Genomic DNA, 25703 nt, shown 5'->3' with positions numbered 1-25703 from the left:
CTCAATTATGGCAACAACCCCCATCGTGATTGTATGGGGGTTTTGTATTTTCAATATTTTAGTTTACATAATTATATTATTTAGATTTATTTTTTATATATTTCGTGAATATAGATTTTACAGGTATTTTACTTAAAAGCTCATTACTCGTTTCAGTGGTTTTCTGTAAAAGCTCCAGTAATTTTTCATCCCCTGTCCAATGTTTTTCAATTACTTCTGGCCCCAATTTATTAATCGTCATATTAAGGACAAACGTGGCTAACATCATATCATCGAGAAAGCCTCCAAAGCCAAATATCCCTTCTGGTAGAAAATCCATAGGAAAAATAAAGTACGCGATTGTAGCCCCAATTAATGACTTACTTTTAGAGTCAACAGCAGGATCTGCTACTATTTTAATTAATAAATGAAAAATATCAGGCACAAACAACAAATAGTCAGCATATTTGTGTTTCATTCCTGTTTTTGATACAAGAAATTGTGCTAATTTTTTTCGCAATTTTTGATAAAAATCTTTTTGCTCCTGCTCATTTGGTATGTTTCGATAGTCTTCCATTGCTCTTCCTCCTCCTGCTCTCTTTACCTATTACCCAAAAATCAATAATTTAATCGTAACTGTAGGTAAAAAGCCGTTATTGTAAAGTAAGTCAATAGTAAAATACCAACATTTGCAATACGGTATGTGATGAAAGTATAGAAAAAAAGCACCCTATAAAAATAGGGTGCTTTTTTTTTAACGAAAGTAATTTTAATTACTGAGAATTAAAGTTTAGTTACGTTAGCAGCTTGTGGTCCGCGGTTGCCATCTACAACTTCGAATTCCACTTTTTGACCTTCGTCAAGAGTTTTGAAACCTTCGCCTTGGATAGCTGAGAAGTGTACGAATACGTCGTTTTCGCCTTCAACTTCGATGAATCCAAAACCTTTTTCTGAGTTAAACCATTTTACTGTACCTTGTTTCATGTGAAAAAACCTCCAAAAAAATAAAAGTGAACAATATGTAATTTCTTCAACAGAATTAAAAAAATTCACATATTACAAAGAGTACCGAACTAACGCGATCACTTTTTGTAATATGTGAATCCATGTTTCCGGTGAAGCAATTAAATTGTTAAGTTAAGTATACCACCATTCATAAATTTGTCAAATAAAGAAAATTGTTTTTTTAGTTAATTTGAAAATTATTTTAACTATGCTCTTCAAATGCCATTATGCCATGATATACTTGTGCATCATCATCACAGGCTTCGCAGTAAAAACTTTCGTCTTCAGACCAAAAAGCCCAATATCCTCCGTCCTTACTCGCCTCATATTGATATGCTGAACGGAAATGGGTTAATTTCCGTTGTAATGCTTGCTCAAATTGTTCTTTTGTTTCAAACGTTTCTTTCGTTTGAATAAAAGCTTCCCAGCCTTCAAATTTCCACCAAGGCTCATAATCAGCTTTCATGTAAAGTATTATATACATATTTGCCACATTCCTTGCTGTAATAAGATATTCTAATTTTAGCAAACGCTCCTGAAATGTCTATTAAAACACCCTGCAATATGCTATTATTACCTTATTATTCATTATTTATTTTGGAGGTTTTTTTTATGTTTTCAAGTATTCGACCTAAGGCCGAACTAGATGAATTATTAAAGCGTGGTACTAATTTAAGTGCAACTGGCCGATTCAATAAGACATTGGCTTTTAATCACTTTAATTTACAAGATGAAGAAAATTTAAAAGCACTCTTTTATAAATTAAAAGATATTACACCCTCTATGAATGCAATATTTAAAAATTATTTAAGTGAGATTTCTCCCTCCTCCCAACAAACGATTAGCGAAGAAAATATAAATCAATATTTAACTCAATTTTTTCTAGCTACACGTGATGATGAATATGTAGATGAAACAGTCAAGTTTTTCAATTTGTTTCGAAAAAACCATTTTGAACCTGGTAAACTCATCGTTGTTTTCAACCAATTTGCCTTTTATATTACGACGTATATTTTACATAACTTTGGTTTAAAACCAAACAAAGCTTTCGACTATATGAAATCTTTCCAATCTGCAGTCAATGTTGACCAAGAATTGCTTGTGGAAGTACTAACAGAACGAATTGTTGAAAACGTCGTCTCTGAAATTTCTTCTCTCATGGATGTCAACGCAAAAATTATGTACATGAAAGATTTAGTATATAGCTTAGACAAGCAGAACGAAGAAATTCAATCATCTACAGCTGCAACTGAGCAAATTGCCGCTTCAATCAATGAAGTAGCCCGTATGTCTTCTCATATTTCTGAGAAAACCACGGAATCCGTTGACCATGCCGTTAAGGGAAAAAATGCAATTGAACATGCATTATCCGAAATTTTTAAAACAGAAGAAACGTTTACTACAATTGTTGAATCGTTTACGGAGTTACAAAAACGTGTAAATGATATTGAACACGTCGTAACATTAATAAACCAAATTGCCGATCAAACAAATTTACTAGCACTGAATGCTTCGATTGAAGCTGCTCGTGCAGGTGAGCATGGCAAAGGTTTCGCAGTTGTTGCTCAAGAAGTACGTAAGTTGGCTGAAGGAACCGTTACTGCTTTAAGCGAGGTTTCGACAAATGTTCACCATCTAAAAAGTTACTCAAATGATGTTTCACATTCCATTACAGAGACAACATCAATTATAAAAGAAGCCACAATTGAAGCAAAAGAATCTTTACCATTGTTAAATGCCATTGTTGCTGCAATTGAAGGCATAAATCTTGATGTTACGAACACTGCTGCTATTTCTGAGGAGCAAGCAGCCGCCATTGATGAAGTATCTGCCAGAATGATTGAAATCTCGAACCTTCAAGATGATATTCGCATTTATAGTTCTAATACATCTAGCGATATTCACTTACTTGGAAAAGAGATTAATCGCTTCCGTAATGACATTATCTCCAATAATAATGTCCAGCTTTCCTCCATTGCCCTATTGCAACTTTCGAAAGCTGATCATATTTTATGGAAATGGCGTATTTATAATATGTTCCTTGGATTAGAAGACGTGCAACCAAGCGATGTATCTTCACATACTGAATGTCGTTTAGGTAAATGGTACACTGCATCCCGTACAATTGAACGATTTGGTCATTTACAAGATTATCGTGAATTAGATCAATATCATTTACGAGTACATCAATCGGCTAAGCTGGCTGCAGAATCCTTTAAAGCTGGTAATATCGATAAAGCTAGTAACCATTTGCAAGAGGTGGATGAAGCCTCTGAACGAGTTCTATTCTATATTAATAACTTAATTACTTATTTGGAAAAAGAACGTGTTATGCAGTAAGTTGGAGGGACTGCCCTTCTACTACTTTTAGGAGGTTGTAGCGTGAACAAAAGAGCGCTGATTAAATTTTTCGGAGATGTTTACGGGACAGGCTATCGCTTTTTTATTAAACAAAAAGCAATTGAGCTTGGCTTAAAGGGTTATTGCAAGTTAAATGCACAAGACCAAATTGAAGTAGAAGTGGAAGGCTCGAAAAAAGCCATTGATGAATTCCTTCTATTTGTTCAAAAGGGTGTTAGCCCTCAGGCAGACTCTAACTCATTTGCTTTAGAGCTTTTTGACGATTTAAAAGGTTATGTACGTATGGAGTCGGACATTGTTTAAGTCTGGCTTCTTTTTTTCTACTTCCCTTTCTACGCAAGAAAAACTTAAAATGAACGGACTAATGGTAATGGTCTTTTTATAGAACGAACATACTATAAAGGTTATAAGTACACCATTGGGCAAGTTTAGAGCTTTATTCGCAAGAGTATATTCATTGAGAAACTTAGCAAACAGCAGTAAAATTAATGAAAGCACTATTATATTATTGAAACTTTATGTCGATTATTACGTATTAAAAGATAGACATATTGAAAAGCAAGGAGGAAGAAAACCATGCTCAGTATCGGACAGTTTTTCTCTAGACATACAGCTAGCCTTTTAATTTCTCTATCAACTGTTTCTATCGCAGCATTTGCGGTAAATCCAGGATTCTTCCTTGGTGGTTTATTGTTCGCGGGAACATATGCAACGAGCACAGCGTTGCTAAAACATAATCAAAAAAGGAAAGTTATGCACATAGCAGGTATTACAAAGGATGAGTACAAACATATTGAATTACAACTTTCAACAGCAAACAAACATATTCAAACATTAAGTCAAAACTATTTACGCGTACGTTCAGTTTCTGCTTTTAAACAATTACTCGAAATGACTCGTATTTCAAAAAATATCGTGAAAATTGTAAAAACTGATCCGCAAAAATTTTACAATGTGGAGCCATTTTTTTATGCGCACCTCCCTTCTGCCGTTGAATTAACAGATAAGTACACAATGCTATCTAAGCAACCAGTCAAAGATAAAGAAATTCAAGTTACATTATCTAAAACACGTGAAACGTTATCGGATTTAAATTCTACATTTCAAATTGATTTGAAAGATGCGCTTTCAAATGATATCGATCATCTTCAAATGGAAATTGAATTCGCGAACCGTTCCAATTTAAGAAGGAAAGAACAACTGGAATGGCGAGGCGATGAAAAATGACAGCTAACAGAGATTCTATCTATTCATTAGAATCATTGCCAGGCATCTCACCTCTTGTACAAACCTATTTAAAATCGTCCAATCAAGAGGCAATGACTACCTATGAAACGCTATCACCACTTGCTCAAAGTCGGGCACTTTTATATGCAAGTCAAATTGACCTAACTAATTTTGAGTCTGTATTAACATTAGGTCAAGACTCTCAACGTGCTGTCTCTCAATTTGCAGATCGTATGCTTGCACAAGTGAAGGACAAAGATGTCACCAAAATTGGACAGATGCTTGATTCGTTAATGCAAACGTTAGACCAAGTTGACCCTGCTGCACTGGAGCCTAAAAAACCTTCCTTCTTTAAAAAAATGTTCGGCAAAACAGAACCAACTGTTAAACAAACCCTTACTGAGTTTGAACGAATTAGTATTCAAGTTGAACGAATAGGCGTCCAACTTGAACGTGCACAGCTACAGCTAATAAGAGACGTTGAAATGCTAGAGCAATTATACACACATAATCGTGGTTTTTTTGAAGAGCTAGCAACTGCGATTGCCGCTGGTCAGATGAAAAAACACCAGGCTATTGAAGTGGAGTTACCCGCAAAAGTTAGCATCGTACAAACGACTAAACAACCGCTTGCTATTCAGCAGCTCAATGATTTCACAGCGCAACTTGAACGTCTTGATCAGCGTATATATGATTTACAAGTATCACAGCAGGTAGCTTTACAAACAGCACCTCAAATACGTATGATTCAACAGGCAAATCAAACACTCGCTGAGAAAATCGAGTTTTCAATCGTCACACTTATTCCGCTCTGGAAAAATCAATTAGCTATGATGCTTTCGATGAATATGGATCATCATTATGCACAGCTAGAAGAACGACTTGCACGTACAAATGAGCGGTTTACAAGCCCCACTTTTGAACAACAAGTATCGAAATTTAAAGAAACACAACATGAGCTAAAAATAGCCATTCAAGACGTTTTTGCTTTACATACTGCTACTGAAAAGGAAAAACAACATTTACAACAGGATGTAGCTGGCATGAAAGCATCAAAGACAACGGAATAAGAAAATGAGCGCTAAATTATATAAAGGGGTGTCTCAACAATTACGTGAGACACCCCTTTATCCTATTATGCGAAATACTCTTTATAGTAACCGCCAATATTACCAGTGTTATCAATAATGAAAACGAACTCTTCCGTTTCGTTTTTCACTTCGTATTCTTTCCCAACTGTTAATACGTTTGATACTAAATATTTTGATGCGTTCGTATGTTTGCAAGTAACTGTACGAATTGTTGGTGCATCTTTCCATTTTAAATGTAACATAAATTCTCTACCTCTCTTTACTAGCCATAAGCTAACATCTATTGTTTATTTTATACGATTTTGGTTGTTTTGTGGAGAAAAAACTATAGAAGGCTATATTTTGTCCTTAATAAAGAATTGTTTACCTATTTCAACTTATTAAAATCTATACTCGAGGTGTTGTTATGAGTTTCGGTGGTGTTCCGCAATGGTTCTTTATCATCGCAGTCGCATTTGCCATTTGCTTTATTTTATTTGCAGAATGGAATTCTAGAAAATAAGTGAGTCCATTTAGATGGACTCACTTATTTTTGTCTACAAAAACGTAATAAAGCAGTTTACACTTGATGCCCATTGCAATTTTTATTCTCTGTAATTAGTAATTAAACAAGGCGTTTCGTTACCACCATATCTAGTTGATACGTAAGACACAACCGACCTCATGTTAGCGAAGATAGTGCCAGCGGAAAGCATTGCACATAATAGAAATCAACGGTACTTGAACAAAAATGACTGAAGATAAACCTCCTCTGAAATTACTTCAGTGTTCGTTTTAAAAATTCTTTTGTACGTTCGTGTTCTGGGCTTACTAACACCTTGGATGGTGGCCCTTCTTCAACAATTACGCCTTTATCCATAAATACAACTCGGTCTGCAACTTCTTTAGCAAACTCCATTTCATGCGTAACAATCAGCATCGTATTTCCTGCATCGGCTAACTCACGCATTACTTTTAACACTTCCCCAACCATTTCTGGATCTAGAGCAGAGGTAGGTTCATCAAATAACATTACATCGGGATTCATAGATAGCGCTCGAGCAATTGCCACCCGTTGCTTTTGACCACCCGAAAGCTGTCGTGGCTTTGCATTAACATATTGGTCCATCCCAACTATTTTAAGATATTTCAAAGCAGTTTTCTCAGCTTCTTCTTTCGAACGTTTTAACACTTTAACCTGTCCTACAGTACAATTTTTTAACACATTGTGATTATTAAACAAATTAAACTGTTGGAAAACCATTCCTAGATGCGTCCGATAAGCTTGAATGTTATGCTTTTCGTGTAAAATATTTTCCCCTTTATAAATAATTTCTCCGCCATTTGGTGTTTCAAGTAAATTGATGCAACGCAGAAGGGTTGATTTACCTGATCCTGATGAACCGATTAAACATACAACCTCTCCCTTTTCTACTTTAAAATTCACATCTTTTAATACTTGGTTACGACCAAATGATTTACTTAAATGATCTATTTGAATGATTGCCATTTGTTCGTTCCCCCTAGTCAATTTCTTTCAGTTGTTTTTGATATGCATCAGGTCCATCAAGACGTTTTTCTACATATAGCAAAATTCTTGAAGCCGTAAATGTCATGATGAAATAAAGCACACATGCGACAAAGAAAGATTCGAAATAACGGAAGTTATTACCCGAAATCGATTTTGTTTGGAAGAATAATTCCGTTACACTAATTACACTTAAAACAGCAGTATCTTTAATATTCATAATTAATTGGTTACCTGTTGCAGGTAAAATGTTACGTGCAACTTGCGGTAATACAACATGCATCATAATTTGCACATGCCCCATGCCAATCGCAGAAGCAGCCTCGTATTGTCCTTTATCGATTGAGACAATCCCACCACGTACGATTTCAGCCATATACGCACCCGTATTCAATGAAACGACTAAAATACCAGCAGTAATAAAGTGCATATCGATGCCAAAGGCAATATCTAGTCCGTAATATACGACCATTGCTTGTACAATCATTGGTGTACCACGGAAAAATTCAACATAGCATGTCAGTATAAAATTAATACATTTTAATAAAAAATGTTTTATATTTTTTTTACGAACTGGAATGGTATGCATAATCCCAATAAAAAATCCGATGAATGCACCAATAATTGTACTGATTGTTGAAATGAGTAACGTATAATACGCTCCTCGTAAAAACATTTGCCAGTTGTTTTCTATAATAGAAATAATCCATTCTAAACTCATGATGTTCCTCCTAACAACGTGTTGTTGCTTGATATCAATTATGCCTTAGCGAAATCATCTTTTCATTTGAATGAATAAGCTTTATTCAAATTATGTGACACACTTCTTAGACATGCATTATTCAGTTTGACTTTCTCTCTGAATTAACTAATTTATAATAGAGACTGTCCCAAAGTCACTTAAACTTTTGAAGTAAAGCACTGCTTGAATATGAAAAAATAGCATACGAGAAGACAGCTCAGTATACTATTTTTTCGATTAGGACAGCTCCAGTGATATTACTGTGCTGCTGGTTGTTGCAAAATAGCTTCTTCCATAATTTTTTGGCGATCATCTTCTGAAATACCTTTTAAAATTTCATTGATTTTTTCTAGACTCGCGTCACCTTTACGTAAACCTACTGCAATAGAAGTATTAGAAATATCTGTATCAAATCCTTCTTCAAATGATACAAATGTAAATTTATCATTAGCTGCTGCTGCTGAAATACCTTCTGGACGTTCAGCTACATAGCCATCAATTTTGCCAGCTTCAAGCGCTACACGCATTGCAGAGAAGTTTTCCATCGCTGTTTGCTTTTCTACACCTTTAATTTGATCGATAACATTATAGTTCGATGTATTTAGCTGAGATGTAACTTTTGCACCTGAGAAATCTTGAATTGATTTGGCATTTTCATACTTGCTACCTTTTTTAATAACCATTACGAAATCAGAAGTATAGTAGTTTTCAGTGAAATCAATTGTTTGTTTACGTTCTTCTGTTGGAGACATCCCTGCTACAATTGCATCAATTTTTTTGGATTGAAGCGCAGGTACTAAACCATCCCATTCCATTTTTACAACGACTAATTTTTTGCCTAAACCATCAGCGATTTTTTTCGCCATTTGTACATCATAGCCGCCTGCAAACTCTGCATTATCAGCAATTTTTACTGCGCCGTTAGAATCATCTTGCTGTGTCCAGTTAAATGGTGGATAACCTGCTTCCATCCCAATGCGGAATTCTCCACCGCTTTCATCCTTTGCACCATCTCCTGTTGCTTTTTCATCCTTGTCACTAGTACCACAAGCCGCTAACAGAATTGCTGTCATTGCTGTTAACATAAATAACAACCATTTTCTTTTCATCTAAAACTCCCCTTTTCTGTAAAAAAAATAAAGCAACTGTACAAAAAAAGACCTAAGTTCTGAACTTAGGTCTTACCTTTTATTGACAGTTGCCCAAATCCTCACTATAATTTCCATGTTTCCGAGATAGCACAACCTAGTAAACTGGAATTATATTTACTAGGACAGTCCTGCACTTATTCACTGCAGACCCAGCATAAAAGTACGAGCTCCTTTTATACTTCGGCGATATTTCCTTCTCCATTACGTCTTCGCTTGCTTTAACTCAGCAATGGACTAATAAATACCGCGCCTCTACCTCACGAAAAACAAAAGTGAGGTTTGTTTATTTTATTGTTATATAGATATTACTATAAAGCTAGCATATTCGTCAAGATAGTTTTATCATTTTTCTGACTAATGACAAAATTAGCCTATAATCCTTCTTAAATCCATAAATTAAGTAGAATATCATTAAAAATGTTTAGCATTATTTAACAAATTTTTATTATTAAAAACATTAATTATAAACCATAAGAATCTATTTTTAAGTTCAACAAAGGCCCTTTAGACCATGAAGTATTTTTTTCGAAAGTACATCTTAAATTAAACGAACTACAAAAAAACCCTACAAAACAGTTCATTTTGTAGGGTTTTAGCATGTCATTTATTGAATTAAGAATTTAATAATAAATCTTCTGGATTTTCAAGTAACTCTTTAACAGTTTTAAGGAAGCCTACAGAATCTTTACCATCGATAATACGGTGGTCATAAGATAATGCTAAGTACATCATTGGGCGAATTTCTACTTCACCATTTACTTCTACTGGGCGTTTTTTAATTGAGTGCATTCCTAAAATAGCCGCTTGTGTACCGTTCATAATAGGTGTTGACATTAATGAACCGAATACACCGCCATTTGTAATTGTGAATGAACCACCTTGAAGATCAGCTAAACCTAATTTTTTATCGCGTGCTTTTTTAGCTAGGTCTGCAATTGAATCCTCAATTTCAGCGAAGTTTTTACGGTCTGCATCACGAACAACTGGTACTACTAAACCTTCTTCAGTTGATACAGCTACACCAATATCAAAGAAGTTATTTAAGTGAATTTCATCGCCAACGATTTGAGCATTCACATAAGGGTACTTTTTAAGTGCTGCAACAACAGCTTTTGTGAAGAATGACATGAAACCAAGTTTAGAGCCTGTAGACTCAAAGAATTGATCTTTTTTACGAGAACGTAATGCCATAACATTAGTCATATCAACTTCATTGAATGTTGTAAGCATAGCAGTCGATTGCTTAACTTCTAATAGACGTTTAGCAATTGTTTGACGACGACGGCTCATTTTTTCAACTGTTACACGTGAATTATCAACAGCTACTGCTGCTTGTGGCGCTGCAGCTGGTTTAGCTTGAGGTGCTGCTACAGGTGCTGTACCGTGAGCTGCAACATCTTGTACACGTACACGACCTTGTGGATCAACTGGAGATACAGCTGCAAGATCGATTCCTTTTTCACGAGCAAGTTTACGTGCTGCAGGAGATGCAATTACACGTTCGCCAGAAGTTTCTTCCACAACAGGTGCTGCTGCTGGTGTTGGTGTTGGTGCTGCTACAGCTTGAGCAGCCGCTGGTGTTGGAGCTTCTGCAACTGGTGTTGCTGCTGGTGCAGGTGCCGCACCTTCGCCCGCTTCTACAACTGCGATTACTTGGCCTACAAGAACAGTATCGCCTTCTTCAGCTAAAATTTGTGTTAACACCCCAGCTTCTTCAGAAATGATTTCAGCATTTACTTTATCTGTTTCAAGTTCAACGATGAATTCACCTTTTTCCACGCGGTCGCCCACTTTTTTAACCCACTGTGCAATACTACCTTCTGTAATCGATTCTGCTAATTCAGGGACTTTAATTTCAGCCACTTTCATTTCCTCCTTTGATTAACGTGCATGCGTTTCATGCACATAAAGGGCTACCGCCTTAGGCAATGTAGCCCAGCTTCCAGTAATAATGATATGTTTAGTTTACTTTTACCGTTTCAGCAACTGCTTCTTCAATTAGAGCTGATTGAGCTGCTTTATGAGAATCTGCATCACCTTCTGAAGTTGAGCTCATTGCAGGACGACCTACATAACGAAGCTTTTTACCTTCAGATAGTTCATATAATGTTTCCAATGCGTAATTCCAAGTACCTTGGTTTTTAGGTTCTTCTTGTACCCATACAATTTCTTTAACATTTGGATACTTAGCAATAATATCAGCAACTTGCGTCGTTGGGAATGGGTAAAGTTGCTCTACACGAACAATGTGTAAGTGATCGAAGCCTTCTCCATCTTTCACGCGGTCTGCTAGGTCAATCATTACTTTACCAGTACCTAATACAATTCGTTCAACAGATTTAGTTTTTGAGCCTAAACCTGGTTGTTCGATTACTTCTTGGAATGCGCCATTTGCTAATTGTTCAGCATTTGCTGCAGCTAATGGATGACGAAGTAATGATTTTGGTGATACAACAACTAATGGACGCACACCTTCTGTTTCTAACATTGCTGCTTGACGACGTAATAGGTGGTAGTAGTTTCCTGCATTTGAGCAGTTTGCCACAAACCAGTTATTTTCAGCAGACATTTGTAAGTAACGCTCCATACGGCTTGAAGAGTGTTCAGGACCTTGGCCTTCATACCCGTGAGGTAAAAGAATAACTAAGCCTGATTTTTGGCCCCATTTAGAACGTGCCCCTGAAATGAAGTTATCAAACATCACTTGAGCCATATTCGCAAAGTCACCAAATTGTGCTTCCCATACTGAAAGTACGTTGCCTTTTTCTAAATTGTAACCGTATTCATACCCAACAACCCCAGCTTCTGTTAATGGTGAATTGTGTACCGTAAATGAAGCGCTTGCACCAGAAATGTGGTGAAGTGGTGTAAATACGTTACCATTATTTTTGTCATGTAATACTAAATGACGTTGTGAGAATGTACCACGTTGAGCATCTTGACCAGTAAATCGTACAGGTGTACCGTCTTGGATAATTGTAGCATATGCTAATGTTTCAGCATGGCCCCAATCAATTTTTGCAGACGCAAATGCATCACGACGTTTTTCTAAAATTTTGCCTAATTTCTTTTGTGGCTCGAAGTTTTGTTCAAATACTAATAGTTCTTCATTAATCGTTTCTAAACGTTCAGCACCTACTGCTGTATCGATTTGTGGGAAGTTAATTTTTAATTCTTCTGGCATTTCTACATGTTTGTGTTCATCTTTTTCTGCCATTTCTTTTACGTGATCGTAAGCAACTTGCATTTCCGCATAAATAGCTGAATCAAGTGCTGCAACTTCTTCAGCAGTAACTAATCCTTCTGCTACTAACTGTGCACCATATAATGCACGAATAGTCTCATGTTTTGCTACAAGTTTGTACGTTTCTGGATTTGTTACTGTTGGGTCATCTGTTTCATTATGACCATGTCGACGGTAACCAATTAAGTCAACAACAATGTCTTTACCGAATTTTTGACGGTAGCTTGCTGCAAAACGACCTACTTGAGATACAGCTTCTGGGCTGTCTGCGTTCACATGAACAACAGGTACTTCATAACCTTTAGCTGGGTCAGAAGAATAAACAGAAGAACGAGAGTCTTGAAGCTCCGTAGTGAATCCAATCATATTATTTGCAATGATATGAATTGTTCCACCTGTTGAGAAACCTTCTGTTTTCGAATAGTTTAATACTTCCGTTACAATACCTTGCCCTGGGAAAGCAGCATCACCGTGGACAAGAATACCTAAGCCTTTATCGGGATTGTGGACAGCTTGCCCTGGTTTAGATGTATCATCCTGTGTTGCACGAGTAGCACCTAATACAACTGGATTTCCAACTTCTAAGTGAGAAGGGTTATAAGCTAGTTTTACGTTCATACCTGATTCACGAGTGTATGAAGCACCCATGTGGTATTTCACATCGCCAGTCCAACCTTTTGTAATTTCTAGGCGACCATGCTCTGGCATAAATAAATCGTTCGAAACATGTGCAAAGTCTGAGAACATCATGTCATATGGTTTATTTAAAATATGTGTTAGGACATTTAGACGACCACGGTGAGCCATTCCTATACGAACATTTTCAACATTATTTGCTTCTACTGTTTTTAAAATTTCATCAAAAAGGACGATTTGAGTATCTAATCCTTCACCAGAGAAACGTTTTTGACCAACAAATGTTTTGTGAATGAATTTTTCAAAGTTTTCAACACGTGTTAAACGATCTAAAAGCGCTTTTTTCTCATCTGAAGTTAGAGCTTGTTTTAAAGAACCAGATTCAACTTGAGCTTGAATCCATTCACGTTCTTCAGTTGCAACAACATGACCGTATTCAAATGCTACTTTATCTGTATATACAGATTTTAAAAAGTCTATTGCATCCTTACCATTTTTCACGCCCGCTGGCACATCTTTGAAGAAGATAGCAGCAGGTATTTCTGCTAAATCCGCAGGACTTAAGTTGAAAGCACTTTCTTCAATTTGTGCTGTTTGAAGTGCACGATTTTTTAAAGGATAAATATCTGCTGCTAAATGCCCTTGAGTACGAATTACATCAGCTAATTTTACAGCTGCCAATACCTTTTTATAATCGCCAGCAGGAGCTGCTGAACCACTTACTACAGCTACATCACCTTCTACTTCTACTGGTGCACCAAATTGTTGGAATAATGATACTAACTCCGGTTCTACTTCTTCAGGAGACTGTAAGAATAAGTCGTATTGCTCCATCACATATCCTAAGTTAGGACCAGAGAAAGCTGACCATGGAGAACTTACAGTTGTAACGTTGTTCGACATGAAAAATGACCTCCAAATTTTGCCTATCGGCAGTTCCATTAATTAAATTACAATTAATTATATAATATTATCCCGTTCTTTTAAAGGACGTTCGACACAAATTATCCATATTTTAAAGAACGTTTTTTCCATCTCAATCTTACTACTCTTCACAAAAAATACAACACTTTTTAGCAAATTAAGCAATTTTTTTCCCGAAGGCTAAAAAACTTAAATAAACCGCGCATTTTCCTTAATATTTTAGCGGTATCCTCAACAAGAAAACGGTTCCAACATTTTCTTCACTCTTGACTTCTACTGATCCATTGTATTTTTCAAGTAACATTTTCGAGATGCTAAGCCCTAAGCCTGTACCGCCAATTTGGCGATTTCTCGCCTCATCAACCCGATAAAAACGATCAAAAATATACGGGAGATTTTGTTCAGCTATACCAATGCCGTTATCTGCGATTTGAATTTGCAGTTTATCATCTAAAGTTAAAAGGGAAATATTCACCTCTGGAACTTTTTCACAATAACGAATTGCATTTTCAACTATGTTGCGAACGATCTGACTAAGTGCATTGGATGTTATAAAAACTGGAGCTATTTCACCAATTTTCGACAAAGTTATTTTGGCTGTCGGATGTAATAACTCCATTTCTGCTATTACACTGTCAATTACATCTATCGGATTCGCTTCACTCATCTCATCTTTTTCTTCCCGTCTGGCAAGCTCCAGTAACTCTTCAATCATTTTCCGCATACGTGTAATTTCTGTTAATGACGTCTCGATAGACTCTTCAAGAATAGCTGGATCATCTTTACCCCAACGTTTTAACAATGAAAGATGCCCCTCTATCGCTTGAATCGGTGTCCTTAATTCATGCGAAGCATCTGCGACAAATTGTTGCTGTTGTGCAAACGATATTTGCAGTTCATTCATCATCGCATTATACATTTTCAACAAATCACCAATTTCATCATGTGATGTATAGGATAACTGAATTGGTTCATTAAAACCTTGGTCCATTACGGTTTTCATTGATGCACGTAATGCATGAAGGGGCTTTGTTAAATAGTTTGCTAAATAATAACCAATGGAACCTGAAAGTAATAGTGCACCAACACCTGCAATAAGCATAGCAGTTAACAAATAACGCATTAATGATTCAAAACGTGTTAACGGATGTATCACCTGTATATATACCTGAAAAAAACCAAGCTGTAACGGTTCATTTACGACATATGCGTCTTTTTTATCAATGGTCATTTGTACAATGGAACCCATTGACGTAAGTGGTGCAGCTTGTGAGGCATTATTAATACGTAAAATTTCAATTCCATCATTATTAAAAAGTCTTACAGTTTGATCACGGTCGACAATTGATTTTAATAAACCAGTATTTTGCTGTAGTTGTTGTACCGAAATGTTTGGCCCTTGGGACTCTAAAAATGAAACAACATCATCTTTTGTTCGTTTCACTTTACTTCCTTCATCATTTAAAAGCCAAGTATGCAATGATACATAAACGACTATACAAATAATCGCATAGCTAATAAAAATAACCGCACTAGATGTTAGCATCCATTTTCTTTGTAATGATAGATTAGTGAAATATTCTTTTATTTTGATCATTCGCGCATCACATATCCTACTCCACGAACAGTTTCGATATAAGCATTCGAATCACCAGGTAGTTTTGTCCGTAAATGGCGTATATATACATCAACGACATTGGTCTCAATATCAGCATCATATCCCCAAACAGAAGTTAGAATAAGCTCACGAGTACAAACACGATTTTTATGTTCTATTAATAGCTTCAATAAATCATATTCTGTTTTTGTCAGATCAAGTTTTTTTCCTTGCACTAATACCTCATATGCATCAATGTCAATTTCGATATCTCGGAATTGCAGTGTATCTCCTCCTATTTTTTCGTTCGGCTCTGCACGACGTAAAATAGTTCGTATGCGTGCAAGTAATTCTTCAATGGCAAATGGCTTCACTATGTAATCATCAGCCCCAGCATCTAAACCAGCAACTCTATCCATAACTGCGTCTCTAGCAGTCAGTAATATAATTGGTACTTGGGATTGCGTACGTATTCTACGGCAAATTTCAATTCCATTAATACTAGGTAGCATTACGTCTAGTAATAGCACATCATAATTGTCTGTTGTGGCAATTGCTAGCCCTTCTCGCCCATCAAAGGCAACAGTTACATTATAGCCTTCATGTTGTAACTCTAATTCTACAAAACGGGCAATATGCTTCTCATCTTCTACTAAAAGTATTTTTTTAGGCATCTGATCACCTTCTAATTTCAAAATATAGACATCCTTTCTATCATAGTCCTAGCATAACATCAATTAAAAAGCCTGTACCACAAGTAAATACTCGTTTGTACAGACTTTTATTAAAGTGGACCAGTAATAAATAAATTATTTTTTCCGCATTCCTTCGCTTTATATAAAGCTTGGTCTGCTAAATCCATGAGCGACTCAAGAGTTATTGCATGATCAGGATAGTAAGCAATCCCAATAGATGCAGTAGGTGCAAAAAAATACTGTTCTATAGTCCAGCCATTTTTCAATTCATTGCGGATACGGTTAATAATGTGCATTATCTGGACTTGTCTCTCTTCTTGGTTTCGGGTTAACCCCGTTAAAATAATGATAAACTCATCTCCGCCCATTCGGATCACTAAATCATGACTACGTACAGATGATATAAGCACATTACCGAAATTGCGGATAAAATCATCCCCCATATCATGCCCATATTGATCATTCACATCTTTAAAATCATCTCCATCGATATACAGCATGGCGATACAAGTGTCTTTTGCTTGTGCATCTGACAGTATCTTCGGGAATTCTTTCAATAAAAACCTTCGATTTGGTAGCTGTGTTAGACTATCGTGATAGGCTAAATAGAGTAAATCATTTTCTCGTTCTTTTCGATGAGTAATTTCACGTGAAACCATAATTATTTGGGAAATCGTTGCACGTTCTGTATCATGAACGACCGTCACATTTCCTTCGGTCCACACGGGGGTACCATCTTTTGACTTTAGTAAAAGCTCAAACTGTGTGTCCGACTTCGTTGTAAAATCATTTAAAAATGCTTGCCAGGCAGGCTTACTTTGCTCGTCAATTATACTATTGTAAAACTGTCCCTGTAATTCAACAATCTCATACCCTAAGTACATCCTATATGACGGTGAGGCATAAATAATAATGCCATCCTCATTGATAATAACAATTAAATCATTTGTATTTTCTGTAATTAATCGGAAAGTACGCTCAATATTTTTTAATTCCGTTAACATTCTTTTCTTGTCCGTAATATCATAGTTAATGGATAAATATTGTTCCACTTTGCCAAATTCATTTTTCAATGGCACAATGGCTGCCTCTACCCAATAGTCTGCATGATATTTGGTGCGATAGCACAGCTCCCCTCGCCATACCTCCCCCAGAACAAGGGACTCGTTAATCGTTTGAAAAACTCCTTTTTTATTATTACGTGGCTCGATAAGATTATAAGGTTGCCCAATTAGCTCTTCAGCTGTAAATCCAGAAGCATTTAAAAATAAATCATTCACTTCTATAATCGTGCCTTCATTATCCAAAATAGCTATAGAAGTTGCAAAATTCAAGGCCGCCTTAAACACTTCGAGACCGTGGGTTTTTGAGCGTAACGCTGCCTTTTGCTCAGTAAATTGTGTGAAATCTTGCATGATAAGAAAAATAGCAAAGGAGTTATCACCTTGCATTACAGGTGACAACGATACTAAATACATGCGCTCCTTTTTATCCAATGTATGAAGCTTAATAAGCTTTTCACCAATATTTTCGCCCATCGCAGCCCTCTGTAAGTAGTTTTGTATTTTTTCAATTTCTTCTTGAGGGATAATAGGTAAATTAATGAACGGCTGATGTTTCACCATATCATTATCTAAATTAAAATCTTCTATGAAGCTTGAATTTACTTCATATATAGCACCTTCTTCAGATAAGATAACTGTTGAAAAAAAAGCATGATCAAACATCGATCGCATAAATAAAAATTTATCTTCAATACTTCTGTCATATAATATTTCTTTTGTTATAGCTAAAATATAGTAATCTTCCCCGTCTTTTATAGGTCTGACAGAGGTCTCATATTTTCGAACTTCAGATTTAACATAGGCATAATCCACATAATCGATTTGTTGATGCTGTTCAATAGCTCGGTGATAATTTTCTTGAATAATGACAAAATTCCGACGAGAAGTAACAGCAGACAGCATTCTCCCAATGGCACTTGCAGATACCAGAACTTGGGCAGCCTGATTTAAGCGAACATATTGATAATCGTCTCCTACTTTTTTCATTAAATAGACGAAATCTTCTCCAATAAATAGTTGATTGAAAAGCTTTTCGCTTAAAAGATATTCCATAATGTCACTCTCCATTATAAAGTCACATATATATAAATTCGTTATAAATGGGATATATTTATAACATAAAAATTACACTAATATTATATCATATTTAGAATCGTTTAACTTTCTTGAATTAAGAAAGATTCTATCCTTTTTGAGGAAAAATTTGATGATATTTTACTTAAAAAACGGGAAAACAATACTAATGTAATGCCAATTTCGCCATTTTGATGTAAAATAATACTATAAAAGACTTTTTATCCATATATAACATAAGAAAACAAATGATACTCCCCTTCTATTATTCTGAATTAACTGACAATTAAACTTATTTTTTGTTTAAAAGAGCAAATTGATTGCACGAAGCAGTAGACTTGTTATATTATATCAATAAAACTAGCCATTTTTCGGTATGGTCGCAAAATCAGTAAGACAGCGGGAGATTATGGATATCATAGTTATAACGTCTAGTTCTTTGGGTTTTTAATTCCAGTACGAATTTTAGTTTTATTCTTTATGCTTTAACGGAATTGTTTTAACTACCCTTGTAAAGGAGGCGTTTCGTATGCTTAAACATCGAGACCTACATGAATGTACAGAGCTTTATGAGCTATTATCGCATCCATCTGTTTTTCCCTTCGTCCGTCAAAAAGCCAAATCGGCGGATGAATACTGGTTTATGACCAAGCAACTAATCGAAGAAGAAGCGAGAGGGCTCGCTATCTCAAGGACAATTACCGACGATTGGGGGCAACCAATCGGCACCATTAGCATTCATGATGTTGAGGACGGTGCAGGCTTCCTCGGAACGTGGATAGGGCTCCCTTATCAAGGGCAAGGTTATAACCAAAAGGCAAAAATGCTTTTTTTGAATGAATTATTTTTTGATTATAATTTCAATACGGTTTTCCTTCGTATTCGAGTTGAAAATTTAAAATCACAACGTGCCGCATTAAAGTTACCTTATGTAGTGTGTGCAAATGATAGTCACCCTACTTTATTAGCACAAGTTAATAGTGGAGAGGCACAATTTGATTTATATAAAATCCCTCGCGATTTGTTCTATCTGACAACTGCCAATCAAACACAAGAGGGCGAAGAACAAGCAATGTAATAGTAACAATAAAAAAGCAATGTGTACTGTTTATCCTAACAGTACACATTGCTTTTATTTTTTATATTGTAATATTAACATCGCCATTTCATCTGGCGTTTTCGGTTTTTGTGTTTTTTCCATCGTCGCAATCATTTCGACTTTTCGCTCTGTTAATGTATAGACCGATTTCATAAACGATTCCTTTGTTAATTCTTCTTCTTGTAATACTTCAGCATATCCTTGTTTTTTAAATAAGTTCGCATTTAAAATTTGATCGCCTCGACTTTTTTGTGCAGAAAGAGGGATTAATAACATTGGCTTATGAAGTGCTAAAAACTCAAAAATAGAGTTTGACCCTGCACGCGAAACGACAAAATCGGCTGCATGCAGTAAATCAGGTAATTCTGTTGTTACATAGTCATATTGTTTGTAGCCAGGCATTGCCTCCAAGCTTTCATCTTTATTCCCTTTTCCACATAAATGAATAACTTGGAACGTTTGCAATAGTTCAGGGAGATTATGGCGTAATGCATCATTTAATACAACTGAGCCAAGGCTTCCTCCCATAACTAAAAGAACGGGTTTAGCTGTTGTAAAACCGCAAAAAGAAAGGCCCTTTGCTTTGTTACCGTTAAATAATTCTTCGCGAATAATAGAACCAGTACAAGTTGCCTTTTCCTTTGGTAAATGCTGTAGCGTTTCTTCAAAAATAGTGAAGATATGAGATGCAAAAGGAAGGGCGATTTTATTTGCCAAGCCAGGCGTTACATCTGATTCATGTATAACAACGGGTACGCCAGCCAATTTCGCTGCCATCACAACAGGGACAGAGACAAATCCACCTTTTGAAAAGATGACATCTGGCTTCACTTTTTTTATAATACTAAACGCTTGCATAATACCAGCAAGCACTTTAAAAGGATCTGTAAAGTTTTTCATAGAGAAATAACGACGCAACTTCCCACTTGCTATCCCATAAAAAGGGACTTTAGGAAATGCCTCGCCGATTAATTCTTTTTCAATACCTTGCTCTGAACCAATATAGTGGACATCATAACCTAGTTCAAGTAAAGAAGGTAATATCGCTTGGTTAAGTGATACATGGCCTGCTGTCCCACCACCGGTTAAAATGATTGTTAGTTGTTTCACGTAAATTCTCCTATTCCTTAAAAGCCATTGTAGCCAAACGCTACTTTTTGTTTACAGTCTTTTATTTTACTATATGCGAAAGAAAAGATATAGATGAAGCTTTTAATTTTTCAGTCATATTTTGTCTACTCTATGCTATACTAATTCATTATGCTTATAAAGGAAGTTACTCATTATGGATAAAACTACAACGTTAAAACAGAAGTATGCTTTAATTTTAAAAATCATTTTGCCAATTTTAGTCACCCAAGTAGCAATTTATCTTATTTCATTTTTCGACATTTTAATGTCTAGCCGTTACGGAACAGCCGATTTAGCTGGGGTTTCGATAGGTTCGTCCATTTGGATGCCTATTTATACGGGACTTTCTGGCATTTTATTAGCGATAACACCGATTGTGTCCCAGCTCGTTGGAGCTAAAAAAGAACATGCTGCGAAAAAGGCTGTTCAGCAAGGCTTATATGTTGCCCTTGTCCTTTCTGCCTTAATATTTATTTTATTATTTGTCGGACTTGATTGGATACTTGGAAATATGCAACTAGAAGAAGCAGTACATAACATTGCCAAATCCTATATTCACGCTATGTGCGTTGGACTTATTCCACTTTTTTTATTTTTTGTCCTACGTTGCTTTATCGATGCGTTAGGTCAAACACGGGTAACAATGATTATTACGCTACTAGCAACACCTATTAACATTTTACTAAATTATATATTCATATTCGGCAAGTTTGGTGCGCCAGAGCTTGGCGGTGTGGGCGCTGGTGTCGCTACAGCTATTACCTACTGGTTAATGTTCTTTATCACAGTTTGGATCATTGCGAAACGAGTGCCTTTTGAACACTTTAATATATTCCGAGAATGGCCAAAGCTGGAATGGTTAAGCTGGAAAGAGATATTAGTTATCGGTGTACCAATCGGCATTTCCTTATTCGCGGAAACAAGTATATTTTCTGCCGTAACGATGATGATGAGTAGCTTTAGTACGGAAATCATAGCAGCACATCAAATTGCTATAAACTTTACATCGTTGTTATACATGGTTCCCCTAAGTATTTCAATGGGTGTTACGATATTAGTAGGTTTTGAAATTGGCGCGGGTCGACTCCGTGATGCAAAAATTTATAGTTATTTATGTGTCGGGACAGCCATTGTATTTAGCTTTTTTTCAGCTTGTATTCTGTACTTACTACGCGAACAAATCGCAACAATGTATTCAACGGATCAGCTCGTATTAAAATATGCGCAACAATTTTTAGTGTATGCTGCCATTTTCCAACTGTCAGATTCTATTCAGGCTCCAGTGCAAGGCGCTTTAAGAGGATACAAAGATGTAACTATCACATTCATTATGGCGATTATTTCCTATTGGATTATCGGATTGCCTACAGGATATTTACTAGCTAACTATACCGATTTCGGGCCAGTTGGCTATTGGCTTGGACTTGTAGCTGGTCTATCTGCTGGTGCAATTACACTATTAATTCGCCTACTGCTCGTACAAAAAAGATTCGTTTTACGATAAAAACAACGCAAAAATGTTGAATATGGACATTTTTGCGTTGTTTTCTGTATTAAAAGACTAAAACCATTCCTATCGGAGAATTCCAGTACGAATAATCGAAACTTTCACTTTCGGCTCTAATGTTAGTGAAGCAAATTGCTCGTGCCAGTCATCCTTAAACATTTTTGGATGATAGGCACGAATGTATCGCCCTATCCCTAATGTATCTGACTTCTGTTCTTGAAGTATTTGAAGCACTTCCTCAAAGTCAGCTTGAATCCTTTGTTGAAAATTTTCCTCTAGCGTTTGTAATATGTCCTTCTTATACAAATGATCCTGTGAAAACTCATCAATTTCTAAATCGATTTTATAGTCCATCGTTATTTTTTTCATGTCTTCGTAAATTGTCCACTTTCTCTTTAAATGAATGACCTCTGAAGTGACAGGTATGTCCTTATCATTTAAATTCATCATATATTCAATACGTGCATGTTGACTTGCTTCATCCATTAATAAAAGCATACTTAATGATTGTTTAGGATTTAATATTTTCCCAGTAAATATCTGGCCAGAAAACAATGCAACCCCTGCTGCATCTGCTATATTTTTTTCTTTATTCATTTTGATATAGGGAATTGAAATATCTATTGCATCATCAAACAGCGTCGAGCCAATCATTTGTAAATCAAGTTTGGGGTAAATTGTATTTTTCTCAGTACTTTCAATAAAGCGCTGATAGTACCCTCCTGCATTGTCTGTTACTTCCTTAGTTAACTCAATAAAAGGCTTTACATCCCCTTCCGTCAACGCAACTTTAATAGATATTGGATTTTGAGGATCACGAAAATAAATATCTAAAATGTCATAAAGAGGTTCCTTTACAGTATCACTTGAAATAAGAAGTGTCGCTAGTTCAGACAAATCTAATGTTTGCTCCACTTTCATGTCAGCTTTATTTCGGATATCACGTGGAGAAATCCCTTCTGATTCTATTACCATTATTTTACTTTTATCATCAATTAACTTAGGGTAGGCGTAATATCCTTTATATTCCCCTACTTTCCCTTCAACTCCAACGAGTGACACAACTGACGAGTTTTTATATAAACGCTCATCCCAACAACCAGCAAGGAATACAATCAACAGTAGTATTATCCCTTTTCGATACACTCTTTCCCCCTCCATTTATTCCAAAAAATAATGAGTATAGGTAATAGAAAGGTAAAAATTAAAAATATATAATGGAAGGAACTTTTCATCAACTCAATCACTCTAAATTTTACAAAAAAAAGTGGAACAATCGCTAGCAACACATGATAAATCATAATTTGCAACTTAGGTCGTTTTCTTTCTTTTACAAAATGAATGATTCTAAAGGTGAAATTTACAATCATTACAGTAACGATTGACCAAGATAACCAAATATACACAAAGAAAATATCAAGTCGCTTCACAAAAGTCACTTCTTGCGATTTTAAGATATAAATGATCGGCTCTGGTACTAGTTTGATTTCCTCAATAGTAAAAAACATGAGAGAAAAAAGCACTGAGATAAAATAGAATACAAAAATTACAAGCTGATATAGGAATATCGGCTTGCCCTTCAATGTTAACTCCCTTTGTAAAAAGGGGCGAAATATTAAAAACATTTCTGCACCCATAAATGCAAATGCACCATGAATAAAGCCCTGAATGATTTGTTTTTTATTAGTAAAATCAAGCGGAAACAAGTTTGTCCAAGTGAGATCTGGTACCGCTAGCATTAAAAAAATAATAAAAATAAATACGAGTGGAATAAGCATAACACCGATATTAATGACTGTTTCTGGTCGACTTAAATTAGCATATAACGATAGTGCTACTATAAAAAAGATGACAATCCATTCGGGTGTTTGAGGTAAAACCCATGATGCTAATACAAACTCCATATAGGCTATAAATGACGCGATCATTAGAAACCAGTATATTTTATATACCCATTGAAAAAATGTATTTAAATAAAAATACTTATAATAACGTTCAAAAAATATTAATAAAAAATAATGCCATATTGCTGCAACGATGAAGAGCACCCATGCCATATTTTCACTTTCGCTTATTAAAGGTGTTTGAAAGGATATATAAATAAACCCTGTTTCAATAAAAAATAATAGTAAAAAAAATTGTCCTTTAGATAGGGAAAAATTCAAGGTGTATCACCATTCTTTACACTGTTATCCTTCGGTGGACTAAAAGTTGTGACTTGGACAGTTGGTTTAAAATACGGTCCTCGTACAAAAACTTTGTATATTTCCTTTGGCTGAAATGGCACAATTGGTGCAAAGTATGGTTGTTTTAATGAACTTAAATTAATTAAATGAATCAATAGGACAACAACGCCAATGACAATACCGAAAAATCCAAATAAAGAGGCGAGCAGCATAAATGGAAATCGAAGCATACGAATTGATGTATTTAGCTCTACCGAAGGCACGACATAGCTTGAAATTGCGGTTAAAGCGACCACTATTACCATTAAATTTGAGACTAAGCCAGCACTTACTATCGCATCCCCTATTACTAATCCTCCAACGATGCCTATCGTCTGACCTACTGATTGTGGCAATCGTATACTGGATTCTCGAATGAGCTCCATAATAATCTCTAAAATAAGTGCCTCTATCAACGGTCGATACGGTATTTCATTTACGTCATTTTTTACTTGATTACTCAACTCTAAAGGAAGCACTTCAAAGTGAAAACTGATAATAGCAATATAAAAGGCAGGTAAGAAAACTGCTGCAACAAACGACATCAACCGAACTATCCGATAAAAGGTACCAACTAACACTCGACCATTATAATCATCAGGCGATTGATAAAAAGAGAAAAACGTTACAGGTGCTATTAAGGCTGTCGGGGAAATATTCGTTAACAATACGACTTTACCTTCTACTAAATTAGCCATCACGCGGTCAGGTCTCTCCGTATTTAGCAATTGAGGAAAAGGTGACCAAACAGAATCCTCTAATTCATCACTTAATTGACCAACACTATAAAAATAATCAATATTAATGGCGTCAATCCGTTTTTCAATCTCATCCAAAGTTTCAGGCTTTATGACCCCATCTATATATAAGTAATACGCTTTCGTATTTGTCTCTTTACCGATTGAAAAAGATTTAACTACTAGCGCTGGATTATGAATTCGTTTCCGTAATAATGCCAGATTTGTTTCGAGGCTCTCGACAAGCCCCTCATGTGAACCTCGAAGAACATGCTCATTATTTGGCTCGTCAGGGTTTCGTTGTACTTGGTTCATAACAGTAAGAGAAAGCATTTCACCAGTTTCAGGTATTACGATTAGAGTTTCTCCATTACAAATGTGCTCAATCGCTAGTGGTAGAGAAAATGGCTCAAGTGTGGTGATTAACGTTTCACTCCAAAAGGGCTTGTTTGTATCTAAGCGTGCATAAATCGTATCGAGTACTCTTTGCACTTCTTTTGCATCTACGAGCGAGGTATAAAAGCATAAAATAGCAGACGTTCCTTCTCGCCAATCTACTTGTCTCACTGTAAAATCAGATGAATGATTAAATGCTTTTTGTAGGCTTTTCATCATTAATTCCACTTTATCCATAAAACGCCTCCTATACTTGGAAGTATAGGCAAAAAAGGCTTTTCTCAAACGGCTATGTCACTAATGTCCCATTT

At 35.8% G+C, this 25703-nt stretch carries 22 protein-coding genes and 1 riboswitch; of the genes, 6 read left to right on the top strand and 16 right to left on the bottom strand.

From position 1 onward, the window contains the following. Window positions 1–76 precede the first annotated feature (76 nt). The 3 genes from ACIQ1H_RS06050 to ACIQ1H_RS06040 form a co-directional block, all read right to left on the bottom strand. On the bottom strand, window positions 77–556 hold the full coding sequence (locus ACIQ1H_RS06050) for a YkvA family protein (protein WP_402887286.1): 480 nt from the start codon (window positions 554–556) through the stop codon (window positions 77–79). 206 nt (window positions 557–762) lie between these two features. Next, window positions 763–963: a cold-shock protein gene (locus ACIQ1H_RS06045; protein WP_004230088.1), complete on the bottom strand. Its 201-nt coding sequence runs from the start codon at window positions 961–963 to the stop codon at window positions 763–765. Window positions 964–1186: 223 nt separating this feature from the next. Then, window positions 1187–1468: a DUF1033 family protein gene (locus ACIQ1H_RS06040; protein ID WP_402887284.1), complete on the bottom strand. Its 282-nt coding sequence runs from the start codon at window positions 1466–1468 to the stop codon at window positions 1187–1189. A 128-nt stretch (window positions 1469–1596) separates the two neighbouring features. Between ACIQ1H_RS06040 and ACIQ1H_RS06035 the strand changes: the two genes are divergently transcribed. From ACIQ1H_RS06035 to ACIQ1H_RS06020, 4 genes are all read left to right on the top strand, one after another. Beyond that, entirely contained in the window at window positions 1597–3324 is a 1728-nt protein-coding gene (locus tag ACIQ1H_RS06035) for a methyl-accepting chemotaxis protein (RefSeq protein ID WP_402887283.1), read from the top strand. A gap of 42 nt (window positions 3325–3366) precedes the next feature. Next, window positions 3367–3648 carry an acylphosphatase gene (locus ACIQ1H_RS06030; protein ID WP_172771542.1) on the top strand — a complete coding sequence of 94 codons (282 nt, stop codon included), beginning with the start codon at window positions 3367–3369 and terminating at the stop codon, window positions 3646–3648. Window positions 3649–3921: 273 nt separating this feature from the next. Next, window positions 3922–4572: a 5-bromo-4-chloroindolyl phosphate hydrolysis family protein gene (locus ACIQ1H_RS06025; RefSeq protein WP_172771543.1), complete on the top strand. Its 651-nt coding sequence runs from the start codon at window positions 3922–3924 to the stop codon at window positions 4570–4572. After that, complete coding sequence (locus ACIQ1H_RS06020; RefSeq protein WP_402887281.1) at window positions 4569–5642, top strand: toxic anion resistance protein; 1074 nt, start codon at window positions 4569–4571, stop codon at window positions 5640–5642. The genes ACIQ1H_RS06025 and ACIQ1H_RS06020 overlap by 4 nt, the downstream gene beginning before the upstream one ends. A gap of 65 nt (window positions 5643–5707) precedes the next feature. Here the strand turns inward: ACIQ1H_RS06020 and ACIQ1H_RS06015 are convergent, their stop codons facing one another. The 9 genes from ACIQ1H_RS06015 to ACIQ1H_RS05975 all read right to left on the bottom strand — a co-directional run bounded on the left by ACIQ1H_RS06015 (window position 5708) and on the right by ACIQ1H_RS05975 (window position 18276). Further along, window positions 5708–5905, bottom strand: a complete 198-nt coding sequence (locus ACIQ1H_RS06015) for a DUF6501 family protein (protein WP_172771545.1) — start codon at window positions 5903–5905, stop codon at window positions 5708–5710. Between the two features lie 515 nt (window positions 5906–6420). Continuing rightward, the gene (locus ACIQ1H_RS06010) at window positions 6421–7152 is read right to left on the bottom strand and encodes an amino acid ABC transporter ATP-binding protein (protein ID WP_402887279.1); all 732 of its coding nucleotides are present in this window, start codon (window positions 7150–7152) and stop codon (window positions 6421–6423) included. Window positions 7153–7165: 13 nt separating this feature from the next. Next, the gene (locus ACIQ1H_RS06005; RefSeq protein WP_402887277.1) at window positions 7166–7891 is read right to left on the bottom strand and encodes an amino acid ABC transporter permease; all 726 of its coding nucleotides are present in this window, start codon (window positions 7889–7891) and stop codon (window positions 7166–7168) included. Between the two features lie 278 nt (window positions 7892–8169). Further along, entirely contained in the window at window positions 8170–9021 is an 852-nt protein-coding gene (locus ACIQ1H_RS06000; protein ID WP_402887276.1) for a transporter substrate-binding domain-containing protein, read from the bottom strand. Between the two features lie 119 nt (window positions 9022–9140). Continuing rightward, window positions 9141–9326, bottom strand: a riboswitch (Lysine riboswitch). Between the two features lie 349 nt (window positions 9327–9675). Beyond that, entirely contained in the window at window positions 9676–10926 is a 1251-nt protein-coding gene (gene odhB / locus ACIQ1H_RS05995) for a 2-oxoglutarate dehydrogenase complex dihydrolipoyllysine-residue succinyltransferase (protein WP_402887275.1), read from the bottom strand. A 97-nt stretch (window positions 10927–11023) separates the two neighbouring features. Then, window positions 11024–13846 (bottom strand): 2-oxoglutarate dehydrogenase E1 component, encoded by a 2823-nt coding sequence (locus tag ACIQ1H_RS05990; RefSeq protein WP_402887273.1) that lies wholly within the window; start codon window positions 13844–13846, stop codon window positions 11024–11026. 232 nt (window positions 13847–14078) lie between these two features. After that, window positions 14079–15464, bottom strand: coding sequence for a sensor histidine kinase (locus tag ACIQ1H_RS05985; RefSeq protein WP_402887271.1), 1386 nt, complete (start codon window positions 15462–15464; stop codon window positions 14079–14081). Beyond that, the gene (locus ACIQ1H_RS05980) at window positions 15461–16138 is read right to left on the bottom strand and encodes a response regulator transcription factor (protein ID WP_402888556.1); all 678 of its coding nucleotides are present in this window, start codon (window positions 16136–16138) and stop codon (window positions 15461–15463) included. Before ACIQ1H_RS05980 ends, ACIQ1H_RS05985 begins: the two co-directional genes overlap by 4 nt. Window positions 16139–16248: 110 nt before the next feature. Next, entirely contained in the window at window positions 16249–18276 is a 2028-nt protein-coding gene (locus ACIQ1H_RS05975; RefSeq protein ID WP_402887269.1) for a diguanylate cyclase domain-containing protein, read from the bottom strand. A 550-nt stretch (window positions 18277–18826) separates the two neighbouring features. Between ACIQ1H_RS05975 and ACIQ1H_RS05970 the strand changes: the two genes are divergently transcribed. After that, window positions 18827–19375 (top strand): GNAT family N-acetyltransferase, encoded by a 549-nt coding sequence (locus ACIQ1H_RS05970; protein ID WP_337981176.1) that lies wholly within the window; start codon window positions 18827–18829, stop codon window positions 19373–19375. A 54-nt stretch (window positions 19376–19429) separates the two neighbouring features. Here ACIQ1H_RS05970 and ACIQ1H_RS05965 read toward each other — a convergent pair whose 3' ends face one another. Beyond that, window positions 19430–20506, bottom strand: coding sequence for an undecaprenyldiphospho-muramoylpentapeptide beta-N-acetylglucosaminyltransferase (locus ACIQ1H_RS05965; protein ID WP_402887267.1), 1077 nt, complete (start codon window positions 20504–20506; stop codon window positions 19430–19432). Window positions 20507–20681: 175 nt separating this feature from the next. Between ACIQ1H_RS05965 and ACIQ1H_RS05960 the strand changes: the two genes are divergently transcribed. Then, complete coding sequence (locus tag ACIQ1H_RS05960; protein WP_172771554.1) at window positions 20682–22031, top strand: MATE family efflux transporter; 1350 nt, start codon at window positions 20682–20684, stop codon at window positions 22029–22031. Window positions 22032–22100: 69 nt separating this feature from the next. Here ACIQ1H_RS05960 and ACIQ1H_RS05955 read toward each other — a convergent pair whose 3' ends face one another. Genes ACIQ1H_RS05955 through ACIQ1H_RS05945 form a run of 3 tightly spaced genes read right to left on the bottom strand, consistent with a single transcriptional unit; the run spans window position 22101 to window position 25629 of the window. Continuing rightward, window positions 22101–23180 (bottom strand): Ger(x)C family spore germination protein, encoded by a 1080-nt coding sequence (locus ACIQ1H_RS05955; RefSeq protein ID WP_402887266.1) that lies wholly within the window; start codon window positions 23178–23180, stop codon window positions 22101–22103. Next, complete coding sequence (locus ACIQ1H_RS05950; RefSeq protein WP_402887265.1) at window positions 23162–24199, bottom strand: GerAB/ArcD/ProY family transporter; 1038 nt, start codon at window positions 24197–24199, stop codon at window positions 23162–23164. The genes ACIQ1H_RS05955 and ACIQ1H_RS05950 overlap by 19 nt, the downstream gene beginning before the upstream one ends. Continuing rightward, the gene (locus ACIQ1H_RS05945; protein ID WP_402887263.1) at window positions 24196–25629 is read right to left on the bottom strand and encodes a spore germination protein; all 1434 of its coding nucleotides are present in this window, start codon (window positions 25627–25629) and stop codon (window positions 24196–24198) included. Before ACIQ1H_RS05945 ends, ACIQ1H_RS05950 begins: the two co-directional genes overlap by 4 nt. Window positions 25630–25703: the final 74 nt, after the last annotated feature.

The sequence above is a fragment of the Lysinibacillus sp. NPDC097279 genome (assembly GCF_044761745.1).
GTDB lineage: Bacteria > Bacillota > Bacilli > Bacillales_A > Planococcaceae > Lysinibacillus.
This window is presented reverse-complemented; position numbering and strand designations above follow the sequence as displayed.

Bases quoted from the DNA above. Each gene is read 5' to 3' on its own strand.
- ACIQ1H_RS06005 (WP_402887277.1), bottom strand. From the start codon at position 7,891: ATGAGTTTAGAATGGATTATTTCTATTATAGAAAACAACTGGCAAATG.
- ACIQ1H_RS06015 (WP_172771545.1), bottom strand. From the start codon at position 5,905: ATGTTACATTTAAAATGGAAAGATGCACCAACAATTCGTACAGTTACT.
- ACIQ1H_RS05970 (WP_337981176.1), top strand. From the start codon at position 18,827: ATGCTTAAACATCGAGACCTACATGAATGTACAGAGCTTTATGAGCTA.
- ACIQ1H_RS06010 (WP_402887279.1), bottom strand. From the start codon at position 7,152: ATGGCAATCATTCAAATAGATCATTTAAGTAAATCATTTGGTCGTAAC.
- ACIQ1H_RS06020 (WP_402887281.1), top strand. From the start codon at position 4,569: ATGACAGCTAACAGAGATTCTATCTATTCATTAGAATCATTGCCAGGC.
- ACIQ1H_RS06035 (WP_402887283.1), top strand. From the start codon at position 1,597: ATGTTTTCAAGTATTCGACCTAAGGCCGAACTAGATGAATTATTAAAG.
- ACIQ1H_RS05980 (WP_402888556.1), bottom strand. From the start codon at position 16,138: ATGCCTAAAAAAATACTTTTAGTAGAAGATGAGAAGCATATTGCCCGT.
- ACIQ1H_RS05985 (WP_402887271.1), bottom strand. From the start codon at position 15,464: ATGATCAAAATAAAAGAATATTTCACTAATCTATCATTACAAAGAAAA.
- ACIQ1H_RS06045 (WP_004230088.1), bottom strand. From the start codon at position 963: ATGAAACAAGGTACAGTAAAATGGTTTAACTCAGAAAAAGGTTTTGGA.
- ACIQ1H_RS05975 (WP_402887269.1), bottom strand. From the start codon at position 18,276: ATGGAATATCTTTTAAGCGAAAAGCTTTTCAATCAACTATTTATTGGA.
- ACIQ1H_RS05960 (WP_172771554.1), top strand. From the start codon at position 20,682: ATGGATAAAACTACAACGTTAAAACAGAAGTATGCTTTAATTTTAAAA.
- ACIQ1H_RS06050 (WP_402887286.1), bottom strand. From the start codon at position 556: ATGGAAGACTATCGAAACATACCAAATGAGCAGGAGCAAAAAGATTTT.
- ACIQ1H_RS06025 (WP_172771543.1), top strand. From the start codon at position 3,922: ATGCTCAGTATCGGACAGTTTTTCTCTAGACATACAGCTAGCCTTTTA.
- ACIQ1H_RS06040 (WP_402887284.1), bottom strand. From the start codon at position 1,468: ATGTATATAATACTTTACATGAAAGCTGATTATGAGCCTTGGTGGAAA.
- ACIQ1H_RS06000 (WP_402887276.1), bottom strand. From the start codon at position 9,021: ATGAAAAGAAAATGGTTGTTATTTATGTTAACAGCAATGACAGCAATT.
- ACIQ1H_RS05990 (WP_402887273.1), bottom strand. From the start codon at position 13,846: ATGTCGAACAACGTTACAACTGTAAGTTCTCCATGGTCAGCTTTCTCT.
- ACIQ1H_RS05945 (WP_402887263.1), bottom strand. From the start codon at position 25,629: ATGGATAAAGTGGAATTAATGATGAAAAGCCTACAAAAAGCATTTAAT.